The 23163-nt window shown below is 63.9% G+C and carries 20 protein-coding genes and 1 riboswitch; of the genes, 12 read left to right on the forward strand and 8 right to left on the reverse strand.

Annotated elements, in window-relative coordinates:
• Positions 1-82: 82 nt before the first annotated feature.
• Complete coding sequence (locus AC6JA3_RS02610; RefSeq protein ID WP_347782504.1) at positions 83-2125, reverse strand: CAP domain-containing protein; 2043 nt, start codon at positions 2123-2125, stop codon at positions 83-85.
• Between the two features lie 140 nt (positions 2126-2265).
• Between AC6JA3_RS02610 and dcd the strand changes: the two genes are divergently transcribed.
• Positions 2266-2841, forward strand: a complete 576-nt coding sequence (gene dcd / locus AC6JA3_RS02615) for a dCTP deaminase (RefSeq protein ID WP_011776299.1) — start codon at positions 2266-2268, stop codon at positions 2839-2841.
• A gap of 346 nt (positions 2842-3187) precedes the next feature.
• Entirely contained in the window at positions 3188-4129 is a 942-nt protein-coding gene (locus AC6JA3_RS02620) for a putative endonuclease domain-containing protein (protein WP_026543328.1), read from the forward strand.
• 128 nt (positions 4130-4257) lie between these two features.
• Here the strand turns inward: AC6JA3_RS02620 and AC6JA3_RS02625 are convergent, their stop codons facing one another.
• The 3 genes from AC6JA3_RS02625 to AC6JA3_RS02635 form a co-directional block, all read right to left on the reverse strand.
• Positions 4258-5457: a cation:proton antiporter gene (locus tag AC6JA3_RS02625; RefSeq protein ID WP_026543329.1), complete on the reverse strand. Its 1200-nt coding sequence runs from the start codon at positions 5455-5457 to the stop codon at positions 4258-4260.
• 5 nt (positions 5458-5462) lie between these two features.
• Positions 5463-5945: a cation:proton antiporter regulatory subunit gene (locus AC6JA3_RS02630; RefSeq protein ID WP_026543330.1), complete on the reverse strand. Its 483-nt coding sequence runs from the start codon at positions 5943-5945 to the stop codon at positions 5463-5465.
• Between the two features lie 65 nt (positions 5946-6010).
• Positions 6011-7414, reverse strand: a complete 1404-nt coding sequence (locus tag AC6JA3_RS02635; RefSeq protein WP_223943868.1) for an MFS transporter — start codon at positions 7412-7414, stop codon at positions 6011-6013.
• 200 nt (positions 7415-7614) lie between these two features.
• Here AC6JA3_RS02635 and AC6JA3_RS02640 point away from each other — a divergent pair, with 200 nt between their 5' ends.
• Genes AC6JA3_RS02640 through mnhG form a run of 6 tightly spaced genes read left to right on the forward strand, consistent with a single transcriptional unit; the run spans position 7615 to position 13917 of the window.
• Positions 7615-10623, forward strand: a complete 3009-nt coding sequence (locus AC6JA3_RS02640; RefSeq protein WP_347782505.1) for a Na+/H+ antiporter subunit A — start codon at positions 7615-7617, stop codon at positions 10621-10623.
• Positions 10620-11117: a Na(+)/H(+) antiporter subunit C gene (locus AC6JA3_RS02645; protein ID WP_026543333.1), complete on the forward strand. Its 498-nt coding sequence runs from the start codon at positions 10620-10622 to the stop codon at positions 11115-11117. The genes AC6JA3_RS02640 and AC6JA3_RS02645 overlap by 4 nt, the downstream gene beginning before the upstream one ends.
• The gene (locus tag AC6JA3_RS02650; protein WP_026547835.1) at positions 11114-12697 is read left to right on the forward strand and encodes a Na+/H+ antiporter subunit D; all 1584 of its coding nucleotides are present in this window, start codon (positions 11114-11116) and stop codon (positions 12695-12697) included. The genes AC6JA3_RS02645 and AC6JA3_RS02650 overlap by 4 nt, the downstream gene beginning before the upstream one ends.
• Complete coding sequence (locus AC6JA3_RS02655) at positions 12694-13260, forward strand: Na+/H+ antiporter subunit E (RefSeq protein WP_026543335.1); 567 nt, start codon at positions 12694-12696, stop codon at positions 13258-13260. The genes AC6JA3_RS02650 and AC6JA3_RS02655 overlap by 4 nt, the downstream gene beginning before the upstream one ends.
• Entirely contained in the window at positions 13257-13535 is a 279-nt protein-coding gene (locus AC6JA3_RS02660) for an MrpF/PhaF family protein (protein ID WP_026547836.1), read from the forward strand. Before AC6JA3_RS02655 ends, AC6JA3_RS02660 begins: the two co-directional genes overlap by 4 nt.
• Entirely contained in the window at positions 13525-13917 is a 393-nt protein-coding gene (mnhG, locus tag AC6JA3_RS02665) for a monovalent cation/H(+) antiporter subunit G (RefSeq protein WP_026543337.1), read from the forward strand. The genes AC6JA3_RS02660 and mnhG overlap by 11 nt, the downstream gene beginning before the upstream one ends.
• A gap of 97 nt (positions 13918-14014) precedes the next feature.
• Here mnhG and AC6JA3_RS02670 read toward each other — a convergent pair whose 3' ends face one another.
• Positions 14015-14275 (reverse strand): DUF4235 domain-containing protein, encoded by a 261-nt coding sequence (locus AC6JA3_RS02670; RefSeq protein ID WP_026543338.1) that lies wholly within the window; start codon positions 14273-14275, stop codon positions 14015-14017.
• Positions 14276-14310: 35 nt separating this feature from the next.
• Positions 14311-15087 (reverse strand): NUDIX hydrolase, encoded by a 777-nt coding sequence (locus tag AC6JA3_RS02675; RefSeq protein WP_347782506.1) that lies wholly within the window; start codon positions 15085-15087, stop codon positions 14311-14313.
• A gap of 796 nt (positions 15088-15883) precedes the next feature.
• Positions 15884-16020, forward strand: a riboswitch (TPP riboswitch).
• A gap of 76 nt (positions 16021-16096) precedes the next feature.
• Here AC6JA3_RS02675 and AC6JA3_RS02680 point away from each other — a divergent pair.
• From AC6JA3_RS02680 to AC6JA3_RS02690, 3 genes are read left to right on the forward strand one after another with little or no spacing between them, the layout of a single operon-like run.
• On the forward strand, positions 16097-16717 hold the full coding sequence (locus tag AC6JA3_RS02680) for an ECF transporter S component (protein ID WP_347782507.1): 621 nt from the start codon (positions 16097-16099) through the stop codon (positions 16715-16717).
• Positions 16717-18339: an ABC transporter ATP-binding protein gene (locus tag AC6JA3_RS02685; protein WP_347782508.1), complete on the forward strand. Its 1623-nt coding sequence runs from the start codon at positions 16717-16719 to the stop codon at positions 18337-18339. The genes AC6JA3_RS02680 and AC6JA3_RS02685 overlap by 1 nt, the downstream gene beginning before the upstream one ends.
• Entirely contained in the window at positions 18336-19130 is a 795-nt protein-coding gene (locus tag AC6JA3_RS02690) for an energy-coupling factor transporter transmembrane component T family protein (protein WP_026543342.1), read from the forward strand. The genes AC6JA3_RS02685 and AC6JA3_RS02690 overlap by 4 nt, the downstream gene beginning before the upstream one ends.
• Before the next feature lie 84 nt (positions 19131-19214).
• On the opposite strand, the gene AC6JA3_RS02695 is transcribed toward AC6JA3_RS02690, so the two are convergent.
• Together AC6JA3_RS02695 and AC6JA3_RS02700 are read right to left on the reverse strand one after the other, a co-directional pair.
• Positions 19215-19814 (reverse strand): GNAT family N-acetyltransferase, encoded by a 600-nt coding sequence (locus AC6JA3_RS02695; RefSeq protein WP_026543343.1) that lies wholly within the window; start codon positions 19812-19814, stop codon positions 19215-19217.
• Positions 19815-19942: 128 nt separating this feature from the next.
• On the reverse strand, positions 19943-22288 hold the full coding sequence (locus tag AC6JA3_RS02700; protein ID WP_347782509.1) for a penicillin acylase family protein: 2346 nt from the start codon (positions 22286-22288) through the stop codon (positions 19943-19945).
• A 101-nt stretch (positions 22289-22389) separates the two neighbouring features.
• On the opposite strand from AC6JA3_RS02700, the gene AC6JA3_RS02705 reads away from it, so the two are divergent.
• Positions 22390-23124 carry a siderophore-interacting protein gene (locus tag AC6JA3_RS02705; protein WP_347782510.1) on the forward strand — a complete coding sequence of 245 codons (735 nt, stop codon included), beginning with the start codon at positions 22390-22392 and terminating at the stop codon, positions 23122-23124.
• The last annotated feature ends 39 nt before the right edge of the window (positions 23125-23163 follow it).

Raw genomic sequence — 23163 nt, forward strand, 5'->3', positions numbered from 1 at the left:
TTGCCCGGCTTTTGGGCGGTGTTGCCCGCCCGGGCTGGGTGTTGGGCGGTGTTGCCCGCCCGGGCTGCCGGGTGTTGGGCGGCTATTGGGCGAGCTTGTAGCCGCTCCACCCGCCACCCACGGCGACCGGCGTCGTCAGCCTTCCCGAGGTGAGGTCCCAGTACTCCAGTACCCCGTTGGTACCCAGTCCCGCGATGCCGATGGTGTTCGCTCCCGTTACGCCCTTCAGTGAACGCAGACCCGAGTAGTCCGTCCACGCAGCACCCACCACAGGCCGCGCTTCCTGCTTGGGCGTAGCAAGGCCGGTGCCCCGGTACAGGCGCAGGGAACCGTTGGGCTCAACGGTCAGGAGATCCTGGAAGCCATCCGCGTTGTAATCAACCATGCTGAGCCGGATGGCCTTGTTGCCCGTGCCGATCGCTGCCTGGGAACGGATGTACGTCATCCCCGCGTTCTTGTATAACCAGAGACCGCCCGAAGCGTCCATGGCCACAATTTGCGGAAGCCTGTTGTTGGCACACCAGTTGCCCACGGAAATGTTCAAGGACTGCCATCCGTGGCCCAAAACCCCTGGCGAGCCGAATCCGCCCGTCTGCCTGCCCGGATACACCAGCAGTGCTCCGTCGGTGCGCTGGGAAATGAGGTCGAAGACGCCGTCACGGTCCCAGTCACTGACGAACAGTTCCTTGAGCCCGGTGAAACCAATGCCGATCTTGCGGGCCGCGCCGTACTTCGCATTCCCCAGGGAAGGGTAGGAATACACGGTTCCGTCCGCCGCGATGGAGACGAGGTCGGCTGCACTCCTGATGGATGCGTTGCTGAGGTTCAGCGTGGGCGGCTGGTACTTATCCCCGGGCTGGCACGCTCCAATGGGATCCGCGGGGGGAGTCACAGTTCCGCCCGGTGACGTAGTGGTTCCGGCCGGGAGCGTCGTGTATCCGAAGAAGTTCACTACACCCCAGAGCGTGTAGCGGTTCGGCGTGGTCTGCCAGTTACCGTCCGTGTACGTAATGCCGATGCCCATGACGTTGAACCGGGGATCGCGCAGCAGGGCATCGTGCCCCGGAGAACCCTTCCACCACTCCACCAGTTGCGCAGCATCGCGGTCCCAGCGGACGGCGATGACCTCACCGGCACCATTGTTGGGACTCAGCGCCCGCGGGTCTGTCCAGAAATTGGGTCGGTGCTGGATCACTTCCCGTGTTGCGATGTTGTTCGACCACTCCTGGGCCAGGCTCGCCACCGTGGCGTGATACTTCACCGGGGCCAGACCCAGGGACGCCCGGTAGCTGTTGATCGCGTTGAACACCGTCAGGATCGCGGCGGAATTGCTGTCCGGGAGGAGGGCCAGGGCACCGTTGTCCGGGTTGGTTTCACCGCTGGGGGATTTGCCGGGAAAGGGGGTGGTTGATGGTTCCTGCGTTGGTGTTTGCGTCAGCGTGGGGGCAGGTGTGGCGCTGTCTGTTGGTGTCTCGCTGGGCGCTGGTGTTGTCGAAGCCGGTCCCGACGGCGAAGCCGTGGGGGTTGCCGTTGGGGTTGCCGTCCGAGTGGGGGACGGTGTGGGCGACGGCGGACTGACAGATGGCGTGGGCGCTGGTGTTGGTGTTGGTGTTGGTGTTGGTGTCTGGGTCGCCGTCGGTGCCGCTGAGCCGGAGGTAGAAGCCGTGGGGACGGGGCCCATGGCCGGCGCTGTCGGCATCGGAAGTGCCGAGGATGACGACGGCGATGGTTCAGCAGGACTGGAAACCACAGGATCGCTTGGGGCCGGGTTCTCCGGGCCTTCCGTTGACGGACCATCAGGACCCCATGAAGGTCCGATGTTCGGCACCGGCGGTGGCGTCTCAATGACCGGGTCCACGGCAATGGGCCTGGTGGGTACGCTGCTGGGGGATCCTTCCTCCGGGGTGGGAAGAGAGGCGGGGTCGGAGGCCTCCCCGGTGGCGGGGGCGTCGACGGAAGGTGAGGCGTCCGGCGTCGTACTTGACTCAGGTGCCGTTAAACCAGACTCGACGCTGGCAGAGGGGGTGGTGCTGCCGCCGGGACCTGCGTTCGTAGCTGGAAGGATCTGGCTGGAGGCCGCCACGCCAAGGGCCAGCGCCCCGGCCAGCACAATGGAAGCCGGCACTGCCAGTTTTTTCACAATTACCCCGCGAATGCTCGTTGCCCCCAGGTACGGGCGCGGCTCTACATGTCCGGGAACTATAGTCCCACGAGGCCGCCCGGACAATGCATGGGGACTTGGACGCATGGGGTATTTTTGATGCTGTGCTGATCTCTGACCGCGACATACGTGCCGAAATAGACTCCCAACGGATTGTTCTTGAGCCGTACGACCCCGCGATGGTGCAGCCGTCTTCCGTGGACGTCCGGATCGACCGGTTCTTCCGGCTGTTCGACAACCACAAATATGCCCACATCGACCCCGCCGAGGAACAGCCCGAGCTGACCCGGTTGGTTGAAGTTGAAGGCGACGAACCCTTCATCCTGCACCCCGGCGAGTTCGTCCTGGGCTCCACGTATGAAACGGTCAGCCTCGCCGACGACATCGCTGCCCGCCTTGAAGGCAAATCCTCACTGGGTCGGCTCGGACTGCTCACGCACTCCACTGCAGGCTTCATCGACCCCGGATTCTCGGGCCACGTGACGTTGGAACTGTCCAACGTGGCAACCCTGCCCATCAAGCTATGGCCCGGCATGAAGATCGGCCAGTTGTGCTTCTTCCGGCTGACGTCATCAGCAGAACACCCCTACGGTTCCGGTGAATACGGCAACCGGTACCAGGGCCAGCGCGGCCCCACCGCCAGCCGCAGCCACCAGAACTTCCACCGGACGTCCATCTAACCCGCCCTCCCCGCGAGGGGTTAGCTTTCGGCGCTTTGGTGGGTGTCATCCCCTGCGAGGGGTTAGTTCTCGGCGCTTTGGTGGGTGTCATTCCTCGCGAGGGGTTAGTTCTCGGCACTTTGAGTGGGTTTTTCAGTTGAGATCCCGCCCCCTCGATGGGATGTGTTTGCGGGTAACTTCTGCCTTACGGAGTCCAGGGCGAGCATTGCCGAGGGGTTAGTTCTCGGCGCTTTGAGTGGGTTTTTCGGTTGAGATCCCGCCCCTCGATGGGGCTGTCGGAGCTCCACTAGTCCTCCACACTGTGGGTAACCTCTCGGGGCATCCGAGACCATGCCAACAATGGCTGATGAGGATTTCCGCACCACTCCCGATTGAGTTTCTGGGCCGTTCCTTCACGCTTGCCGAGCAACGGGCGGCAGGCATTCCGGATCATCGTGCGTGGAACAGCGATCTCCAGGTGGCCAGCCGGGGAATCCGGGTTCCTTGGGGTGAGGAGCAGGACCTTGCCCATACAGCGAGACTCCTCACCGGGATCAGTGAGGGAGCCATTTGCTGTCGTGAAACGGCTGCCATGCTCTGGGGCTGCCCCCTCCCTTGGGATTCACAGCAGGATTTCCTGCTTCATTTGACGAGGTCCGACGGTGCTTTCCGGCCCCAACGCAAGGGAGTCAAGGGGCATCGGATGGTGTTGGCGAAGTCCGATGTCAGAACCTGGCAAGGGATTCCCCTGACAAGCCCCGCCCGTACATGGCTGGACCTGGCTGCTGTGCTGCCCTTCGAGGACTTGGTCGCAGCCGCCGACCATTTCATCTGCAAGCAAACGAGGAGTTTTGGTCACAACCGGATACCTCTCTGTTCCCTTGACGATCTCAAGGCGCAGGTCTATCGGCACGCCGGCATGCGTGGCATCCGCAAAGCCCGCGCCGCGTTGGAATTGACGCGGGTGGGGGCTGATTCCGTGCCTGAGACGAGCTTGCGTTTGGCGATCGGCAGGGGCTTCTTACCGGAACCCGTGCTGAGCTACGTGGTACGCGATGGCTCAGGGCGCGAAGTGGCGTGGCCGGATCTCGCCTTTCCAAGCTTCAAAGTGGCAATCAATTACGACGGCGGCCATCACCTTAGCGCCGCGCAGAAGGAATCCGACATCCGAAGGGAAGCCGCGCTTGCAGCAAACGGCTGGATCTCCGTTGTGGTCACAGTGGAGCAGATTCGGGAGCTCGGCTATGACGGGGTCGCGCGTCGGATCCGGGAGTCTTTGATCCGGGGTGGGTGGTCGCCGAGGGGTTAGCTTTCGCCCGTTTGGGTGGGCTTTGGAGTCGAGATGTCGCCCCTCGGCGGAGGGGAGGGGTTGAGATGTCGCCCCTCGGCGGAGGGGTGGGCAGGGGAGGGGGAGGGCGTGGGGAGCTAGCGCCCGGGTTAGGCCGGGGCCCGCTCGGCGGCCCGGGGTGGGGCGCCGGGGGTTCGGCGGATGGCCTTGACCACCGGTTCCACGAAGCGGGCGGCCAACGGACCCAGGATGGCCATGATGAGGACGTAGGCCGTGGCGAGTGCGGCGAGCTCGTCGGGGACTGCCCCCGAAGCGACGGCCAGGCCAGCGATGACTATGGAGAATTCACCGCGGGCGATCAAGGCTGCTCCAGCACGGAAGCGGCCGGGCATGGCGATACCGGCACGTTTCGCGGCCCAGAACCCGGTCAGCATCTTGGTTGCTGCAGTGACGACGGCCAGGACAAGGGCCCAGCCGAGGACCGGAGGTATGGAAGTGGGGTCGGTGTTGAGTCCGAAAGCTACGAAGAAGATCGCCGCGAAGAGGTCCCTCAGCGGTTCGAGGATGCGGGTTGCGTTGTGCGCCGTTGCACCGGAGATGGCAATGCCCAGCATGAACGCTCCCACTGCTGCTGATACCTGGAGCGCGGAAGCGATGCCGGCAACCAAAAGAGCCAGTCCCAGGACATTCAGCAGGAACACCTCGGAGTTCTCGCTATGAACTGCCTGCGAGACCCGGTGTCCGTGCTTGAGCGCGATCACCAGCACCACGGTGACCACGGCAAGGGCAATGCCAACGGTCTGCAGCCCGCCAAGGAAACCCACGCCGGCAAGGATGGCGGTGAGGATGGGCAGGTAGATGGCCATGGCGAGGTCTTCGAAAACGAGGATGGAGAGGACCACGGGGGTTTCGCGGTTGCCGATCCGGCCGAGGTCGGTGATGACCTTGGCCGCGATTCCGGATGAGGAAATGTAGGTGACGCCGCCCATGACGATGGCGCCCACCAGCCCCCATCCGAGGAGGACGGCCAGGCCTGCGCCGGGGAGGAAGTTGAAGACAAAATCCATGACCCCGGCTTGCCAGGATCGCCGCAGGCCGGTGACGAGCTCGGAAGCCGTATATTCCAGTCCGAGCATAAGCAGCAGAAGAATGACGCCGATTTCACCGGAAAGATGCGCGAATTCGTGCATGCCGTCCAGTTTGACGAAGCCACCCGCTCCGAAGGCCAACCCACCCACGAGATAGAGGGGGATGGGGGACATTCCGATCCGGCCCGCCAGCCGTGCCAGGAGGCCGAGGCAGAAGACGACGGCCCCCAACTCAACGAGGGCTAGTGCGAGTGGGTCCATCCCGTTCAGCCGTTGCGGAGGATGTCGGCTGCCGAGTCAAGGCCTTCCTGGGTACCGACTGCTACGAGCAGATCACCGGAGTGAAGTACGACGTCGGGTGCAGGCGAAGGGACGACCTCGCCTTCGCGCATGATTGCGACGATGGAGACGCCGCTCCGGGTGCGGACCTGGGCCTTGCCCATGGGCTGGTTCACGAACGGTGAGTCGGGCGTGATGGAGAACTGGCGTGTGACGATGCCCGGGACCTCTCGGTGTGCCTCCGCCAAGCGCATGGCGATGTGCTGGCCGCCCAGGAGGTTCCCCAGGGTTGCGGCTTCATCGGCAGTCAACGGAATGGAGGCTTGGCAGGTGTCGGGGTCGTCCCAGGTGGAGACGAACAGCTCGGTTTCGCCTTCACGCAACTCCACTACACCGATACGACGACCAGAGGCAGTGACGAAGTCCTTGCGGATCCCCAGGCCCGGGAGTTCGGTCTCATCCACGTTCATAGTTCCACCCTAAACTGTCCTGAACCGGTCCGGTGCGACTCTCGCACTCCGCCGGTCCTTAGTAGTTAACGTTCGGGGACCACAGCTATTTCCACTTTGGCCGGCGGCTTGACCGGCAGTATCACCAAGAGGCCTGCCAGCAGCACCACCATGATTCCCAGAATGCCCCAACGTTGGGCTTCGCCCTCGGCAACCAAGGGCGAGGCGATGGCGATGCACAGGGTGAAGAGTGTTGGTGCAAGGAAGCTGACAGCCCTGCCGGTTGTGGCGTACAGGCCGAAAAGCTCGCCGGCTTCACCGTCCGGTGCAAGCCTTGCCAGGTAGGCCCGCGAGGATGACTGGGCCGGGCCTACGAAGAGGCAGAGCAGAAGGCCGAAGATCCAAAAAGTGTTGCTCGCCGGCCACTCATTGCCCAGGAAGACGTAGTCACCGTTGCCCAGCACCAGAATGAAGGTGCCGGCGATGAGGAGGCCCACCAGCGAAAGGACGATGACGCTTTTGGGTCCGATCCTGTCATCAAGGAATCCGCCAATGATCGCACCCACTGCTGCGACCACGTTGCCGAAGATGGCGAAAAAGATGACTTCCTTGAGTTCGAAACCGAACGTACCGGCTGCGATGACGCCACCGAAGGTGAAGACAGCGGCGAGCCCATCGCGGAAGATCGCGCTGGAGAGAAGGAAGTAGATGGTGTGGGGACTGGTCCGGTAAATGGCCCCGATACGGCGGATCAGCAACTTGTAGGAAGCCAGGAAGCCCAAGGAAGCAGCGGCCTTCTTCACCGGAAGTTCAGGGACCGCGAACATCACTGGCAGGGCAAAGATGAAGAACCAGAGCGCCGAGAAGACTGCTACAAGGCGGATGTTGAGGGAGTCTTCGGTGGAAGCGCCAAACCAGTCGAAGGACGGTTGGACGAACAACTGGAGAACCAGCAGCAGGGCAACGATTCCACCGAGGTAGCCCATGGCCCAGCCGAACCCGCTGACCTTGCCGATGTTCTTTGGAGTGGAGATCTGCGCCAGCATTGCGTTGTAGTTGACGCCGGCAAACTCAAAGAAAACGTTGCCCAGCGCGATGAGGCAGACGCCCAGCAGAAGGAACTCGGGCCGGGGAAAGACGAAGAAGCAGAGCGCAGTCAGCACAGCCGTGGCGGCGGTATTGACGCCGAGCCAGAGCTTACGGCGGCCGCCGGCGTCAGAACGTTGCCCGGTGACCGGAGCCAGCAGGGCAATGGCCAGTCCTGCGATGGCCAGGGCCGCCCCGAGCGCCGCGGAGGCAGCGTCCTCACCGCCGAAGGCGTTGGACGTGAGGTACACGGTGAAGACGAACGTGGTCATCACCGCGTTGAAGGCCGCTGATCCCCAGTCCCAGGAAGCCCACGCAAGGATTTGGCCCTTCTTGGAGGCGACAGGTCCTGAGGCGAGCTCGGATGTCGGGTGGGAGGCTTCGGGAACTGCGGCCGCGTTCATAGCTCGATGCTATAGCGGAGGGGAGGACGGTGGGCGGATGACAGCCCACTATGTGGAGAACAGGGATTGAAACGTAACCTCAGGGCTGCTTCCCTGGCGAAAAACTGTCCGACCCCCTTGATAAACTAGATGAACTGAACCCAACGTATGACCGCCTGCTCCAACTTTGACAATTCGTTCCTGACTTTGCGGAGAAAACAGTGATCACAGTTCTCGCCATCACCTTTGCAGCGGCAACTGTGGCGCCCTTGATCTTCAGCAAACTCGGCAGAAACGCGTTCTACGTGTTGGCAGCGGTGCCGGCAGCAGCCTTCGTTTGGCTGGTCTTTCAGTACGGGCCCGTATATTCCGGTGGCGGCATAGAAGAACTCCTTCCGTGGATACCCAGCTTGAAGCTGGAGCTGGCCTTCCGCATGGACCCCCTGGCGTGGATCATGTCCTTGTTGATCCTCGGAGTCGGATCGCTGGTGCTGGTCTACTGCGCACGGTACTTCAAGAACGAGGACGCGGACCTCGGCGGCTTCGGCGCCCAATTGCTGGCCTTTGCCGGAGCCATGTTCGGTTTGGTCACCTCCGATGACCTGCTGATGCTGTTCATCTTCTGGGAACTCACCACCATCCTGTCCTACCTGCTGATCGGCTACGCCCGTACCCGTTTGGCAGCCCGCCGCTCGGCGCTGCAGGCGCTGATGGTCACCACTGCCGGCGGCCTGGCGATGCTTGTTGGCCTGATCATCATGGGTCAAGCGGCTGGAACGTACCGCATCTCAGCGATCCTGGACCAAGCGGCCACCCTCATGACCGGACCCATGCAGGGTGCGGTGACGGCCGCCGTCGTACTTGTCCTTGCCGGTGCTGTCACCAAATCGGCGCTGGTCCCGTTCCACTTCTGGCTGCCCGGCGCCATGGCCGCCCCCACCCCGGTCAGTGCGTATCTGCACGCCGCGGCGATGGTGAAGGCGGGCATTTACATTGTGGCGCGGCTGGCTCCGGGCTTTTCCGAGTCGGAATTCTGGCTGCCGGTGGTCCTGGGACTCGGGCTGGCCACCATGCTCGTTGGCGGGTACCGCGCCCTCCGACAGACTGACATCAAACTCATCCTTGCCTATGGAACCGTCAGCCAGCTTGGCTTCCTCACCATGGTGGTGGGGCTTGGACGCCCGGATGCGGCACTTGCCGGGCTGGGGCTGCTCCTTGCACACGGCCTGTTCAAAGCAGCGCTTTTCCTGGTGGTGGGCATCATCGACCACCAATCCGGGACGCGCGATATCCGTAAGCTATCCGGCGTCTTCCGCTCGTCGAGGGCTTTGGGAGTTGTGGCCGCAATCGCCGCAGCATCGATGGCCGGCGTTCCACCCTTGGCTGGCTTCGTTGCCAAGGAGTCCGTGTTTGAAGCATTCGTCCATTACGGCACCGGCGAGGATGCTCCTGCATGGGGTGTCTGGATCCTGGTTGGCTTGGTGATCGGATCAATCCTCACGTTCGCCTACAGCGCCCGGTTCATGTGGGGGGCGTTTGCCGTCAAGCCGGGGGTTGAACCAACGCCATTCAAGCCCATTAAGCCTGCGTTCCTGGCGGCTCCGGCGATCTTGAGCCTGCTCACCATCGTCTACGGTGTGTGGCCCGCTGCCGTTGACACTTGGATCCAGCCTTATGCGGCGTTGTTCGCCGACGCCCCGGACGCCGTCGACGCCGGACACTTGGCTTTGTGGCACGGCCTCACCCCTGCGCTGGGGTTGACTGCGGTGACGTTCGCAGCCGGTGCCGCGATGTTCTACGGACGCAACATCGTCTCCCGCGCCCAAAGCCTGGTTCCGGACTGGATTGACGGCGACCGCGCCTACCAGCACACCATCGGAGCCCTGGATGACATCGCGGTCTGGGTCACCGGCCGCACGCAGCGTGGTTCACTGTATTTCTACTTGACGGTCATCCTCACCGTAGCTTTCGCGGTACCACTCGCGGCTTTGATCGCGGCCAACAAGCCACTGCCGGACGGCATCTACTTCATCGATCCAAACTCTCCGCTGCAGATGGTTGCCGGCGCCGGAATCGTGGTGGGCGCCCTGGCTGCTGTCCGCGCCAACAAGCGCTTCCTTGCGGTGCTGATGGTGTCCGTGACGGGCTACGGCATTGCCCTGATGTTTGCCTTGCAGGGCGCCCCGGACCTTGCACTGACACAGATGCTGGTGGAAACGATTGTCCTGGTGGCGTTCGTGCTCGCCATGCGGAGCCTGCCCGCTGAGCTTCGCGACAGGACCGGCGGACGGCTTCGGGTGATCCGCGTGATCATTGGCGCGGCCTTCGGCATCACCATGATTTTCGTGGCGATCTACGCCATGGGCGCCCGCGTGGCCACGCCGATTTCCCTGGACTTCCCCCGCCTGGCCTACGAGGGCGGTGGCGGCTTGAACGTTGTCAACGTGACCTTGGTGGACATCCGCGCCTGGGACACGTTCGGCGAGATTTCGGTGCTCGCCATCGCAGCCACGGGTGTCGCGAGCCTGATCTTCGTCCGCAGCCGCGGCGACCGCATCAAGACCTCCGAGGCGGTGCCGGAAGGCAGCGTGGGGCGCCGCACCGGCGTCGAGCGTGATTCCCGTGACGGTGTCACGCTGGCCTTGGCGAAGAAGTTCACGGACGTCAGCCGTGACGCATGGCTGGTCGCGGGACGCACCTTGGCGCCCGAACGCCGCTCCATCATCTTCGAGGTGGTGACCAGGCTGATTTTCCACTCGATGATCGTCTTCTCCATCTACCTCCTCCTCGCCGGCCACAACCTGCCCGGCGGCGGCTTTGCAGGCGGCCTCACGGCGGGCCTTGCCCTGACCATCAGGTATTTGGCAGGCGGCCGCTTCGAGTTGAGCGAGGCTGCGACAGTCAGTGCCGGCACCCTTTTGGGGACGGGACTTGCGACGGCGGCGGCCTCGGGTCTGGTACCGCTGTTCCTTGGCGGACAGGTGTTCCAGAGCGCGATCATAGAGTTCTGGCTGCCGGTCTTCGGCGACGTCAAGTTCGTCACCTCCACCATCTTCGACATCGGCGTGTACATCGTGGTCGTCGGCTTGGCGCTCGACGTCCTCCGCAGCCTCGGTGCCGAAATCGACGAACACTTTGAGGGCAAGGGGGCGCCCCTTGCTGAGGAAGACGCCGCCGATCTTGCTGAAGAAGCCGCAGAATCCGCCGCGTCCGGGAAAGGTACCGCATGAGCATCAACCTGACCCTGCTGATCGTCATGGGCGTGCTGTATGCCTGCGGCATCTACCTGATCCTGGAGCGGAGCCTGACAAGGGTGCTGTTGGGTTTGATGTTGCTGGCCAACGCCACCAATATCCTGATCCTGACCACCGGCGGCTACGCGGGATTGGCGCCCCTGTTCACCAAGGAAACAGCCCCCGAAGCCTACAGCGATCCCCTCCCGCAAGCGTTGATCCTGACCTCGATCGTCATTTCCTTCGCTGTAACGGCGTTCATGTTGGGCATCATCTACCGTACGTGGGTCCTGGCGCGGCAGGACGAAATCCAGGATGACCTTGAGGACCGCCGCGTGGCCGAGACGCCGAGCTTCGATGCCGAGGACGACGCGATTGTGCCTTTGGAAACTTCGGAATTCGCCGTCACACCTACCACCTCCCACCACACCCACCCCGAAGCCACCGAGACTCCGAGCAAGGCACCCAACCAGGAAGGAGGCAGCGCGTGAACCTCGCAAACCTGTCGCCGCTAGCTGTCCTCCTGCCGATCCTGGGTGCCGCACTCGCGTTCCTGTTGATCCGGCACCACACTGCCCAGCGCGTGGTGAGCATCGGTATCCTCAGTGCCACATTGCTGCTCGAGTGCCTCCTGCTCGTCTCCGTATGGGACGGCGGTACAACCTCAGTCACGTTGGGAGGATGGCTGCCGCCATGGGGCGTGGTGCTGGTGGTGGACCAGTTCTCCTCGCTCATGCTGGTTGTATCCACCGTGGTGAGCCTTGCGGTGTTGATCTACGCCACCGGCCAAGGCATGGCCGACGGCGACCAGGAAGCCCCCGTCTCGATCTTCCACCCGACGTACCTGATCCTGGTGGCCGGAGTCTCCAACGCCTTCCTCACCGGCGATCTCTTCAACCTCTACGTGGGCTTCGAGATCCTCCTGACGGCGAGCTACGTGCTCATGACCCTCGGAGGCACCGGACCCCGCATCCGCGCGGGCGTCACCTACGTGGTGGTCTCAGTGGTCTCCTCCGTGCTGTTCCTCATCGCCATCGCCATGATTTACGGGGCCACCGGAACCATCACCATGGCGGACCTGGCCATCAAACTGGCCGAACTGGACCAGGGGACGCAAAACCTCCTGCACGTCATGCTCCTGGTTGCTTTCGGCATCAAGGCGGCTGTGTTCCCGCTGTCCTTCTGGCTCCCCGATTCCTACCCGACAGCGCCGGCGCCGGTTACCGCAGTGTTTGCCGGATTGTTGACCAAGGTGGGCGTCTACGCCATGGTTCGCACGGAAACGCTACTGTTCCCCGGGGACACACTGAATGTTCCACTCATGGTGGTGGCGTTACTGACCATGGTGGTGGGCATACTCGGCGCCCTTGCCCAAAGCGACATTAAACGTCTGTTGTCGTTCACTTTGGTCAGCCACATCGGATACATGGTGTTTGGCCTGGCCATGAGTTCCGTAGCCGGGCTGGGCGCCGCGGTCTTCTATGTGGCGCACCACATTACGGTGCAGACCAGCCTGTTCCTGGTCACAGGCCTCATAGAACGCCGGGGCGGCAGTTCCTCCATCGACCGGCTGGGTGGCCTGGCCAAACTCTCCCCGTTGCTTGCGCTGCTCTTCTTCATCCCGGCCATGAACCTCGCAGGCATCCCGCCGTTCTCAGGCTTCCTGGGAAAACTGGGCCTCCTGCAGGCCGGGGTGGAGCTGGGAACACCACTGGCCATCACGCTGGTGGTTGGCGGCGTTGTCACCAGCCTCCTGACGTTGCTGGCAATCGCGCGTGTATGGAACAGGGCCTTCTGGCGCAAGCCCGAAGACGCCGAGTACCCGGACCCTGCGCTTCAGGCGCCGGGGAACGTGGGCGTCCTGCCGCGAACCATGGTGGGGTCGACGGCGGGATTGGTAGTTTTCGGTGTGGCGCTGACCGTCTTTGCTGGTCCGCTGTTCAAGGTTGCAGACGGCTCAGCTGGGATCATGCTGGACCGTTCGGCCTACATCCACTCGGTCCTGGGTGACTCGGTCGAGGTGCCCCCGCTAGCCCAGCCCGAGGAACCGCAGCCGGGTGGTGCCAAATGAGCCGTAAGCCCATTTCCTTCCGTACCGAACTCCCACTGCTCATCTGGTTGGTGATCGTCTGGGGTGCGCTGTGGCGGGATTTCAGCCCAGGCAACCTGCTGTTCGGTGCATTGATCGCGGTCTTGGTGGCCAAACTGTTCTACCTTCCACCAGTGGAACTGAGCGGCAGGTTCAACATCCTGCGCGCCATTCCCTTTGCGCTGATGTTCCTCGCCAAAGTGGTGGCAGCGAGCTTCCTGGTGTTGTTCCTGGCAGTAGTCAAGGGACCCAAGGTGCGCAGCGCCGTCGTCGCTGTTCCCCTGCGAAGCCACTCGGACCTGATGGTGACCGCCACCGGGCACGTCATCTCGCTGATCCCGGGCTCGCTGGTGGTGGAAGTGGACCGGTCGACGTCCACCCTTTACCTGCACGCGCTGAACATTTACGAAGAAGCGGACATTGACAAGATCCGCCAGGAAGTCCAGACCATCGAGGCACGACTGATCCGGATCATGGGTACGGCCGAGGAAGTGCAAGCGCTCAACGCCGAAGTACGTCCGGGAACCGAAGGGGCAACACGATGAAGGAAATCATCCTCGTGGTGACGGCAGTGATCCTCAGCCTGGCTGCCGCAGGTGCGATTGTGCGCATCGCTATTGGCCCGTCCCTGTTGGACCGCGTGCTGGCATCGGACGTTTTGCTGGCCATTCTGGGTGCTGCACTGGCGATCGACATGGCGTTGAACAGGCACCTCAACAACTTGATGCTGCTGGTAGCCCTAGCCGTGATCGGCTTCATCGGATCGGTGACCGTTGCGCGGTTCGTGGCGGAACGGAGGGAACAGAGCAATGAATCCTGACGCTACCGGCGTGGATGCCGTGATCGATGTTGTGACAGCTGTGTTCCTGGTGGTGGGCGCCTTGATGTCCTTGGGCGCCGCAATCGGCTTGCTTCGGTTCCCGGACCTCATGAGCCGCATGCACGCAGCCACCAAACCCCAGGTCCTCGGGTTGTTCCTCATGCTTGCCGCGATCGGCCTGCAAATGCGGACGTGGTGGGTGTGGCCAGTACTGCTGGTGGCTTGGATCTTCCAACTGCTGACCGCACCTGTGTCCGCCCACATGGTGGGCCGCTCCGCCTACCGAACCAAGCACGGCCACCGCGAGATGCTCACCAAAGACGAACTCGAGGCCGTTGTGCAGCGGGCTGCCGCGGGCCAAGAGCCCCGGAACGACCGCTAAAAGCTCCCAGCAAAACGCGGGGACGCTCTGTGCCCACTGGTGTTCATTCCATCAAGTGGAGGCAAAGCGACCCCGCGTTGTTGTCTGTAGTTGAGGGCTAGACGATGTCCTGCGACTTGGCGAAACGTGCAATGGCGCGCTGTGTGCCACGGCTGGCCAGCACCTGGATCAAGGTGCTGACGAAGGCCGAGATCAGCGCAAAGGTCAGCGCTGAACGCAAGGACGTTTCCATGTCGTCGTTGCCCAGGGGTGGTTTGTTGCCTGTGGCCTTTTCCCACCCTTTGTTGACGAGTTTGGTGCCGACGAAGCCTGCTCCGAGGCTCACTCCGGTACCCAGCAGCTTGAAGAAGAGGTTCATGGCTCCAGCCTAGTCGTCCGTGGCCGAGCCAAGTGTCAGCGGCGGCTTTCCCGCTCTTTCAAGAACGCTGCCAACGACCCCACTGGGGCCAACACCGGAACGACGGCGTGTTCTGCTGACCACACAGCGTCCACGGTTTCAAAGCCGGCGATTTCCTTGAGCAGGTAATAAGTAGGCGGCATCAGCTTCAGTGTCCCGGCCGCTTCCGCGTCCAGGATTCCGGCGACCGGCATCCACAAAGATTGCCAGGCCTCGGTGGTTTGATGCTGGGGCGCGGCCCCTGGATGTGGTTTGGCGACGTAGAAGTAAGTGTCGAAGCGCTTGGGCATGTCCGTGGGAGTAATCCAGTTGGCCCAGGGGCGGAGGTCTTCGGGACTGATCGTGAGGCCGGACTCCTCCTGGACCTCCCGGATTGCGGCGGTCAGGACCGTGCCGGCATTGGTTTCGGCCTGCGCGGAACCGGTGTGGAGGCCGGCGTCGGTGCCGGCGCCGCGACTGGGGCTTGGGCTGAGGCGTGATTCAGGGCCGGGGCCGGGGCCTGAGCCGGTTCCGATGGAGCTGGAGCGCCAAGCGGCGGCGTGGCGTTGAAGCAGTTCCGCCGGGTAATCCCACCCTGACTCGTCCGCAACATCCACCCGGCCTCCCGGGAAGACCACCATACCGGCGGCAAAGTCCATGGTGCTGACCCTGTGCTGGACAAAGGCTTCGAGCCCACCTGGGGCATCGCGAAGAAGGATGACACTGGCAGCAAGCCGGGGTTCCGACGGGGTGTCCTCGCCGGCAGGGTGATTCTGAGTGGGTAGGTCCGTCATGAAATGTGCCCCTTTGCCGCGGTGGATTCTGCTGGTTCATTCTCTCAGGTCCCGTTGTGGGGCCTGTTGTGCGGGGTTTGGGGTGGGTGATGGGTGTGGAGTGGGCCTTGCAACGTGGGTGGGTTTGTTGTGGGGCCTGTTGTGCGGGGTTTGGTGCTGGGGATGGGTGTGGAGTGGGCCTGGCAACGCGGGTGGGTTTGTTGTGGGGCCTGTTGTGCAGGGTTTGGCGCTGCGGATCGGTGTGGAGCGGGCCTCGCAACGCGGGTGGGTTTGTTGTGGGGCCTGTTGTGCGGGGTTTGGCGCTGGGGATGGGTGTGGAGCGGGCCTTGCAACGTTGGTGGGGTTGGTTGTGGGGCCTGTTGTGCAGGGTTTGGGGTGGGGTATGGGTGTAGAGCGGGCCTGGCAATGTTGGTGGGGTTTGTTGTGGGGCCTGTTGTGCAGGGTTTGGGGTGGGGGATGGTTGTGGAGCGGGCCTGGCAACGTGGGTGGGTTTGTTGTGGGGCCTGTTGTGCGGGGTTTGGTGCCGCGGATCGGTGTAGAGCGGGCCTCGCAACGTGGGTGGGGTTTGTTGTGGGGCCTGGTGTGCAGGGTTTGGCGCTGCGGATCGGTGTAGAGCGGGCCTCGCAACGCACACGCCCGCGCCCCCGCACACGCCCGCGCCAACCCGCCCGCGCCCCCGCACACAGCCCCGCCCCCCCGGCCCAGCCAGCCAGCCCGATTGTGACCGCATGCCGGCAACACATCAGCGCCAGCAAACCCCACAGGTGTAAACTGAACCCGCCCATCAGGGCAGATTTGATAACGACAGGGGAGCGCCGCCGTCGGAGCCTGCAGAGATGCGGGAGACGCGAGGGCGCTGAGAGTGCGGACAGCCGCAGACCCTCGAACCTGATCCGGTTAGTACCGGCGCAAGGGAGTCGAGCTTCTCAGAGTGTCCGGATCCAGGCGGCGCAGGCCGGTTGTAAATCCGGGGAGCACTTTCCCCTCCTGTAACCTCAGGAGGCAGAAAATGACCACGGTAAACGTGAAGAAGACCAGTGATAACTGGCGTGTTGTAGACATTGTTGTGGCGGCTTTGATCGCCATCGCGGGCGGCGTGATTTTCTGGGCATGGTCCCAGGGCGCTGCACTGGTATCCATCCCCCTGAACGCAACGTACCCGCCGCTCACCGGCCTGATCGCCGGCGGTTGGATGATCCCCGCAGTGCTCGGCATGCTGATCATCCGCAAGCCTGGCGCCGCGTTGTTCTGCGAGGCCATCGCTGCCACAGGCGAACTCATCATGGGTTCGCAGTACGGCACCACGGTGTTGATCTCCGGCATCCTGCAGGGCCTGGGCGCCGAGCTCATCTTCGCGGCCTTCCGCTACAAGAAGTTCAACCTGCCTACGTCCCTCCTCGCAGGTGCCGGAGCGGGCCTTTTCTGCGGCCTGAACGACTCCTTCCTCCCGTGGGGCTGGAACATCGCCTACGAAGCCATCGACAAGCTCACCTACATCACGTTCACCACGATCTCCGGCGCTGTGATCGCCGGCGGACTCTCCTGGGTGGCCACGCGCGGCCTCGCCAAGACCGGCGTGCTGAGTTCGTTCGCCTCCCGCAAGGCCGCTTCGGAGCCAGTTTTCAACTGATGTCCGCCACCAACAGCGGTGCGGTGAGGCCGGCCGCCATCTCCGCCGAGGGCTGGGGCTGGCGGCATGCCGGCCGGGCCGCCCCCGCCATTGAGGGCCTGGATCTTCGGATTGAGCCGGGGGAGCGGGTCCTGTTGCTGGGGCCCTCGGGCGCCGGTAAATCGACGCTCCTGCATGCCCTTGCTGGGGTCCTGGGCGACGAGGAAGACGACTCGGATGAAACCGGCTCGCTGCTGATCGACGGCGTTGCGCCCCGCGGGCAGCGTGGCCGCGCCGGATTGATGCAGCAGGACCCGGAAACGCAGGTGGTCCTCTCCCGCGTGGGCGATGACGTGGCCTTCGGCGCAGAAAACCTTGCCGTTCCGCGCGAGGAGATCTGGTCCCGTGTCCATGAAGCGCTCGACGACGTGGGGTTGCGAACCGCTGCCGGCGGCGGTTTGGCGTTGGACCACCCGACGGCGGCACTCTCCGGTGGCCAGAAGCAGCGCCTTGCGCTGGCAGGCATTTTGGCGATGCGGCCCGGTTTGATCCTTTTGGACGAGCCCACGGCCAACCTGGACCCGGCAGGGGTGCTGGAGGTCCGCGACGCGGTCAAGCGCTGCCTGGACAAGACCGGAGCCACCATGGTGGTGGTGGAACACCGCGTGTCCGTGTGGAAGGACCTGGTGGACCGCATCGTGGTCCTGGCACCAGGGTCGGCCGGAGCTGCGGCGGCAATCCGTGGCTCAGCGTCCGGCACATCAACTGCAACAGCAACCGGCGCAGCCACAGCCGGGGTCCTCCTGGACGGACCCCCGGATCAGGTCCTGTCCGAGGCCCGCACCATGCTGATGGCGGCCGGCGTATGGGTGCCGGGGTACGTTCCGGCAACCCGGACGCGGCACAACCAGCCCGAAACCGCACAACTGCTCCTGGCAGCGCAGGACCTTTCAGTTTCCAGGGAAAAAGCCCGGCGCAAGGGTTTCAGGACCATCCCGCCTGTGCCGGTGCAGACGAGGATCACCGCACAGGTCCGGGCTGGCCAGGCGTTGACCATCACCGGCCCGAACGGGGCCGGCAAGTCCACGTTCGCTCTCACGTTGGCCGGCCTTTTGGCGCCGGTGGACGGCACGGTGAGTGCCGCCGTCGAGCTTTCCGAGGGAGCTGGAATTGATCCGTTCAAGTGGAAAGCGGACCAGCTGATTTCACGGATCGGAACGGTGTTCCAGGAACCGGAGCACCAGTTTGTCACGGGCAAGGTCCTGGACGAGCTCATGTTTGGTCCAAGGCATCTGGGCCACGGTGAGGAACGCGTGGATGAGTTGCTGGAGCGGTTGCGTCTCACCCATCTCGTGGACGCCAACCCGTACACACTGTCCGGGGGCGAGAAGCGACGGCTTTCGGTGGCCACGGTGCTGGCCGCGCATCCCAAAGTCCTGGTGCTCGACGAGCCCACCTTTGGCCAGGACGCCAATACATGGGCCGAGCTGGCCTCGTTCCTTTCTGAGCTGCTGGATGCCGGAACCGCGGTTGTCTCGGTGACACATGACCAGGAGTTCAGCGCCGTGCTGGGTGGAACCGAATTGCGCCTGGGCACGAGCCAACAAGGCGAATCCACGCATCAGGAGGCGGGTGCAGCATGAGGGATGCCCTGAATCTGCGCGGGAACCATGCCCTCCTCACGCGTGCAAACCCCTTGGCCAAGTTCGTGTCCGTTTTCCTGATTTCGCTGGTGTTGGCCCTTTCCATCGACTGGGTCTCGGCGTCTGCAGCGCTGGTTGCGGAACTTGCCGTATTTCCGCTTGCCGGGCTCACGCTCAGGCTGCTCTGGCAACGGGCATGGCCCCTGATCATCGCGGCGGCCATCGGCGGCTGGAGCACGGCGATTGTGGCGGCGGACAGCGGCGCTGTACTGCTCGACGTCGGACTCTGGTCCATCAGCGAAGGTTCCCTTGAACTGGGGCTGGGTTTCATGTTGCGCGGTTTGGCGATCGCCCTGCCCGCAATCTTGTTGATGACCTGCACCGACCCTACTGACCTGGCCGATGCCCTGGCGCAGAAGGCAAAGTTGCCGCACCGCTTTGTCCTGGGATCCTTGGCCGCCATGAGGCTGGTGGGGTTGATGGCGGAGGAGTGGCAAACCATCGGAATGGCCCGCCGCGCCCGCGGAGTCGGTTCCCAGGGCAACCCGTTCCAGCGGCTGAAGGCAACACTGGGCCAGAGCTTCGGTTTATTGGTCCAGGCTGTTCGCCGGGCATCCCGGCTGGCGGTGACCATGGAAGCGCGCGGTTTCGGTGGCGGCCAGCGGACGTGGGCGCGCGAATCCACTTACTCGTTGCTGGACGTCTGGGTGCTCCTGGGTGGCTTGGTGATCGCAGCCGGCGCCGTGCTGGCAGCTGTTGGTGCGGGAACGTGGAGCTTCGTCTGGCGCTAGTGCTTTCATGCACTGGCGCTCCGGGCACCAAGAGTGCCGCCGGCTTTTTTGGGGGCTGGCGGCACTTCGCTTTTTCGGCGGCGCTTACAGTGCCTGTTGGTCCTGGATCTCATCGAATCCTGAACGGGTAAGGAAACCCAACTGGGCTTCCTTCTCCGCAAGCTGAATGATCGGCCCCAGCTCAAAGCAGGTCGCTTCCAAACGACGCAGGGCTTTGGCGTTGCGTGAGTCCGGTTCCACCACAATCCGGTCCTTGCCCGGCAGGGAGAACATGTACTTGATGAGGGCTGTCCCGAGCTTCGGCGTGAAGTGCGGGATGGGCCGTGTGGCCGGGGCCAGGAGCAGGTGCATGCCGATGTCGGCCTCCCGGGCGGGGTAGGCCTCGCCTACGGGGTCGTGCAAGGGCTCATAGGTCTGGAAGAGTGCCAAGGGCTCGCCATCAAGGATGGCCAGGAATGCGTGGTGGGTGTCCAAAGAATCAAGGAACTCATAAATCCCCTGGACTTCTTCACGGGTATTTTCCGTCATTCCCCAGAACTTTGCCCGGGGCTGCGTGACCCACTCAAAGATGAGATCGATGTCCTCGGCGGGGATCAGCGGGACGATGCGCAGCGCGCCCCATCCTTCGAGGTCCTCGGAGTAGGTGGTGGTGCGGACGGAGAAGTCCTGGGTGGTGGTGGTCATGGCTTCCTTAGGGGCTGATGCGGGGCTGATGCGGTGCAGGCGAGGTGCTGATGCGGTGCTGGTGTGGTGGTGGTGAGGTGCTGATGCGTGGCTGGTGCGGTGCTGATGCGGGAGTAAAGCGGGCTGGGTCAGTCTTTGATGAGTTCATGCCAGTCGGTGACTACCGGGGCCAGTTCCCCGGCAGCCCAGAGCGGGAGCTGGTCGGCAAAGTGCTCGTGGTCAGGCGTGCCGGAGGCTCCGAATGGGACGATCCAACGGCTGTTGCGCCGCTCGGACAAATCCCACACGTAGCGGGCCACAGGTCCACGGAAGCTTCGGTCATCAACACCGGGCAGGCTCTCGGTGCAGAGTACGCAGCCCGTATCTCCTGCCAGCCCGGCCGTGGGTGCCGCTGATGCGAGGGGACCGGGAAGGACATGAACGGCCAACAGAGTGTGGCGGTCGCCCCAGGAGAGCACCCGGGGTTCCTCCACCCCGACGTCCTCAAGGGCTGCAGCAGCTTCCGCCTGCACGTCGATGCCAAGTTCGGAACCACGAACCAGGAGGGTTTCCAAGGCAAAGCCGATGCGGGAGGCCACTGAAAGCCACGGGCCGAACAACGGCGAGTAGCCAGTGGGCGCGTCCAAGGGTGCCAGCGCTGAATGCCGTGCCAGCCGTCGGACCAGCTGCCCCCGCCAGGCCGCAAACACCGCGGCATGCCGGCTCCCGGCGTCCATGCGGCCGTCCCAGTCCAGCAACAGCGAACGCAGAAGCCTCGCATCGGGGGACAATTCGCCCTCCCCGGGCAAACCGTCCTCCCCGGACAAACCGCCATCCCCGGACGAACCATCCGCCGTGGACAAATCGTCCTCCCCGGACGAACCCTCCGCGGACAAACCGTCCACCGTGGACAAGCCGCCATCCCCGGATGAACCATCCGCCGTGGACAAACCGCCCTCCCCGGACGAACCCTCCGCGGACGACTCATCCCTGGACAAACCGCCCTCCCCGGACGCTTCATCCGCAGCCAATCCGGAGAGCAACGAACGGAACAGCGGCCATGGTCCCAGCAGGGTGTCCGTGTGGATGGCTTGCATGTCACCCACGGACAACGGCCCCGACGCCGACGCCGACGCCAGATCGAGCAGTTCACGGATACGCACGGCCCGATGCACAGGGGCGAACTCCATGGCCACGGCGTCGCCCCCTCCGGCCGCACGGTCATTCGCGCTCACGACAAACTGCTCCACGTCGGTGCGGGGCAGGACGACGTACTGCTGCTCCCACTGGTGACGGGGCGAGAAGGCCGGAGCCGGAAGGCGACGGTTTGCCGGATTGCGCTGTGGGACAAGCCCTGCAACAAAGTGCCGGACAGCTCCGGACGTGTCCGCGGCGATCACGCTGTTGACGGGCTCAACCCAAGCATCGAAAGCTGCTTCCACTCCAGCGACGCTGCGGCTCTCCAGCAACGGAAGGAGGGCCTCGAAACCCAGCCGCCCTTCAACGCGGGCCGGAAAGCGCAAACTCAGGGCGTCGCCGTCGGGCGCTTCGGAGATCACCGAACCCCGCGCGGTCTCAATGACCTCAACGGTGACCGGCTCACTGTCGCGCACGGTGATGGTTTCGAGACTCACGACGGCGGTTTCCCAACCGTCCGCTCCCCGCGCCTCGATGCGGTCCCCGCCGGCGTCCGTGACCCGGCGGAGTTGTTCCTCGAAAAGGTCCTGGTAATCGGCCATGGCGTTGGTGATGGCCCAGGCGGTGTGCCCGGTGTGGGCGAAATGGGGGAGGCCGGGGACACCTGGGAAGGCGAAGCCGATCGCGTCGAAGTCCGGGCAGGCGAGCCGTATTTGCTGGTACACGCCGGGAAGTTCCATGAGGCGGTGGGGGTCGCCGGCGACCAGCGGGAGGCCGGTCGCCGTTGTCGAGCCGTGTGCAGCCCAGGCGTTGCTGCCGGACCAGACGGGAGCTTCGATGCTGAACAAGCCAACGGCGTCATCGCCCAGAGTCCGGGCCACGTGGGCCCTGAACAGTTTGTTGGGGAACGTGGAAAAAAGTACGTGGTGTACCAGGAAGACACCCAGCGGGGTCCACGGATTCCAGGGCTCCGGCGCGCTGCCGGACGCAGCGAATTCCGGGCCGTTGCGCAGCCCGTCGGCCAGCGCCTGGTTGATGCCGGCTACGTACTGTCCGCACCAGCGCTGGGTCCGGGTGTCGAGGTTCCCAAAGCAGCGGCGGGCTGTGTCATCGAGCCTGGCTTGGCGGGCGAACCGGTCCCAGACCACGGCGTCGGCTCCCAGGACTTCGGCGGTGCGGCCTTCTGAGCGCCACCGTTCCAGCTCGATCTGCCACGATCGGTCGGCAGCGGCGTTGTTGCCTTGGAGGAAGGCGAGTTCGTCGGCCGAATCAGCCCACAAATGCGGGATTCCCCACCGGTCGCGGTAGGTGCCGGGGCCGCCTGCCGGGGCGGAAGGGTGCATCAAGGCAGGCGTCATAATCTCTGGCCGCTTTCGAGCTTAGGTTAGGCTTACTTAAGTTCAAGATAAATGGCTTTGGCCCCGTTCACAAATCGTGGACATTCGTGAAGGAGTGTTGCTTGAAGCGCAATTGGGAAGGCGTCGTCCTCAAGGTCATGGGCGCCAAGGACTTCACCTTGGAGGTCACCGGGAAGGACGAAATAACCCCGGACTTCCTCCGCGTGCACGTTCGGGATGGCGGGTTGCTGGAGCGGAGCGGACTGCATCCCACCATGTGGATCCGGCTGTGGTTCGACGACGCCGGCAAGGCCCACCAGCGCGCCTACACGCTGGTCAACGCTTCCCCTGCTGACGGCACGTTCAGCATGGACTTCGCACTGCACAACGGGGTTGCCGCTGACTGGGCCCGCTCTGTCCAGCCCGGCGACACCATCGATGCCACGGTCCAGGGCAGTTCCTTCACGTTCCCGCGGCCGGTCCCGCGCCGGATCTGGGTGGTGGGCGATCCCGCCTCCATCCCGGCCATCAACTCCTTGCTGGACGAACGGAACCTTACCGCCGCGGGCGCGGCTCCCGTCACCGCCTGGCTTGAATACCAGCACGACGCCGACCCCTCGCTTCAGGTGCGGACGTTAGAGTCCGACGTCGTCACCTGGGTTCCGCGCAAACGTGACGGTGCCGCCTTGGTGGAGGAAGTCTGCGATGCGCTCACGGCCGGGACCGTGTCCGTGGAGGAGGACTTCTTCTGGATCGCCTGTGAAGCCTCCAGCACCCGGGCAATCGTGAAGCACCTGCGCAAGACGCTGGGCGTGGACAAGCACCGGATCGACGCTTTGGGGTACTGGCGCGTCTAGGAATCACGTCCAGGCGTCGCGGGGATTCTGCCGTCTCGC

This window comes from Arthrobacter sp. TmtSoilC79 (assembly GCF_059739405.1).

Coding starts and splice junctions, on each gene's coding strand:
- AC6JA3_RS02675 (WP_347782506.1), bottom strand. CDS start 15,087: ATGACGGACCTACCCACTCAGAATCACCCTGCCGGCGAGGACACCCCG.
- AC6JA3_RS02660 (WP_026547836.1), top strand. CDS start 13,257: ATGAAGGAAATCATCCTCGTGGTGACGGCAGTGATCCTCAGCCTGGCT.
- AC6JA3_RS02655 (WP_026543335.1), top strand. CDS start 12,694: ATGAGCCGTAAGCCCATTTCCTTCCGTACCGAACTCCCACTGCTCATC.
- AC6JA3_RS02630 (WP_026543330.1), bottom strand. CDS start 5,945: ATGAACGTGGATGAGACCGAACTCCCGGGCCTGGGGATCCGCAAGGAC.
- AC6JA3_RS02690 (WP_026543342.1), top strand. CDS start 18,336: ATGAGGGATGCCCTGAATCTGCGCGGGAACCATGCCCTCCTCACGCGT.
- AC6JA3_RS02645 (WP_026543333.1), top strand. CDS start 10,620: ATGAGCATCAACCTGACCCTGCTGATCGTCATGGGCGTGCTGTATGCC.
- AC6JA3_RS02635 (WP_223943868.1), bottom strand. CDS start 7,414: ATGAACGCGGCCGCAGTTCCCGAAGCCTCCCACCCGACATCCGAGCTC.
- AC6JA3_RS02670 (WP_026543338.1), bottom strand. CDS start 14,275: ATGAACCTCTTCTTCAAGCTGCTGGGTACCGGAGTGAGCCTCGGAGCA.
- AC6JA3_RS02680 (WP_347782507.1), top strand. CDS start 16,097: ATGACCACGGTAAACGTGAAGAAGACCAGTGATAACTGGCGTGTTGTA.
- AC6JA3_RS02620 (WP_026543328.1), top strand. CDS start 3,188: ATGAGGATTTCCGCACCACTCCCGATTGAGTTTCTGGGCCGTTCCTTC.
- mnhG (WP_026543337.1), top strand. CDS start 13,525: ATGAATCCTGACGCTACCGGCGTGGATGCCGTGATCGATGTTGTGACA.
- AC6JA3_RS02685 (WP_347782508.1), top strand. CDS start 16,717: ATGTCCGCCACCAACAGCGGTGCGGTGAGGCCGGCCGCCATCTCCGCC.
- AC6JA3_RS02700 (WP_347782509.1), bottom strand. CDS start 22,288: ATGACGCCTGCCTTGATGCACCCTTCCGCCCCGGCAGGCGGCCCCGGC.
- AC6JA3_RS02625 (WP_026543329.1), bottom strand. CDS start 5,457: ATGGACCCACTCGCACTAGCCCTCGTTGAGTTGGGGGCCGTCGTCTTC.
- AC6JA3_RS02695 (WP_026543343.1), bottom strand. CDS start 19,814: ATGACCACCACCACCCAGGACTTCTCCGTCCGCACCACCACCTACTCC.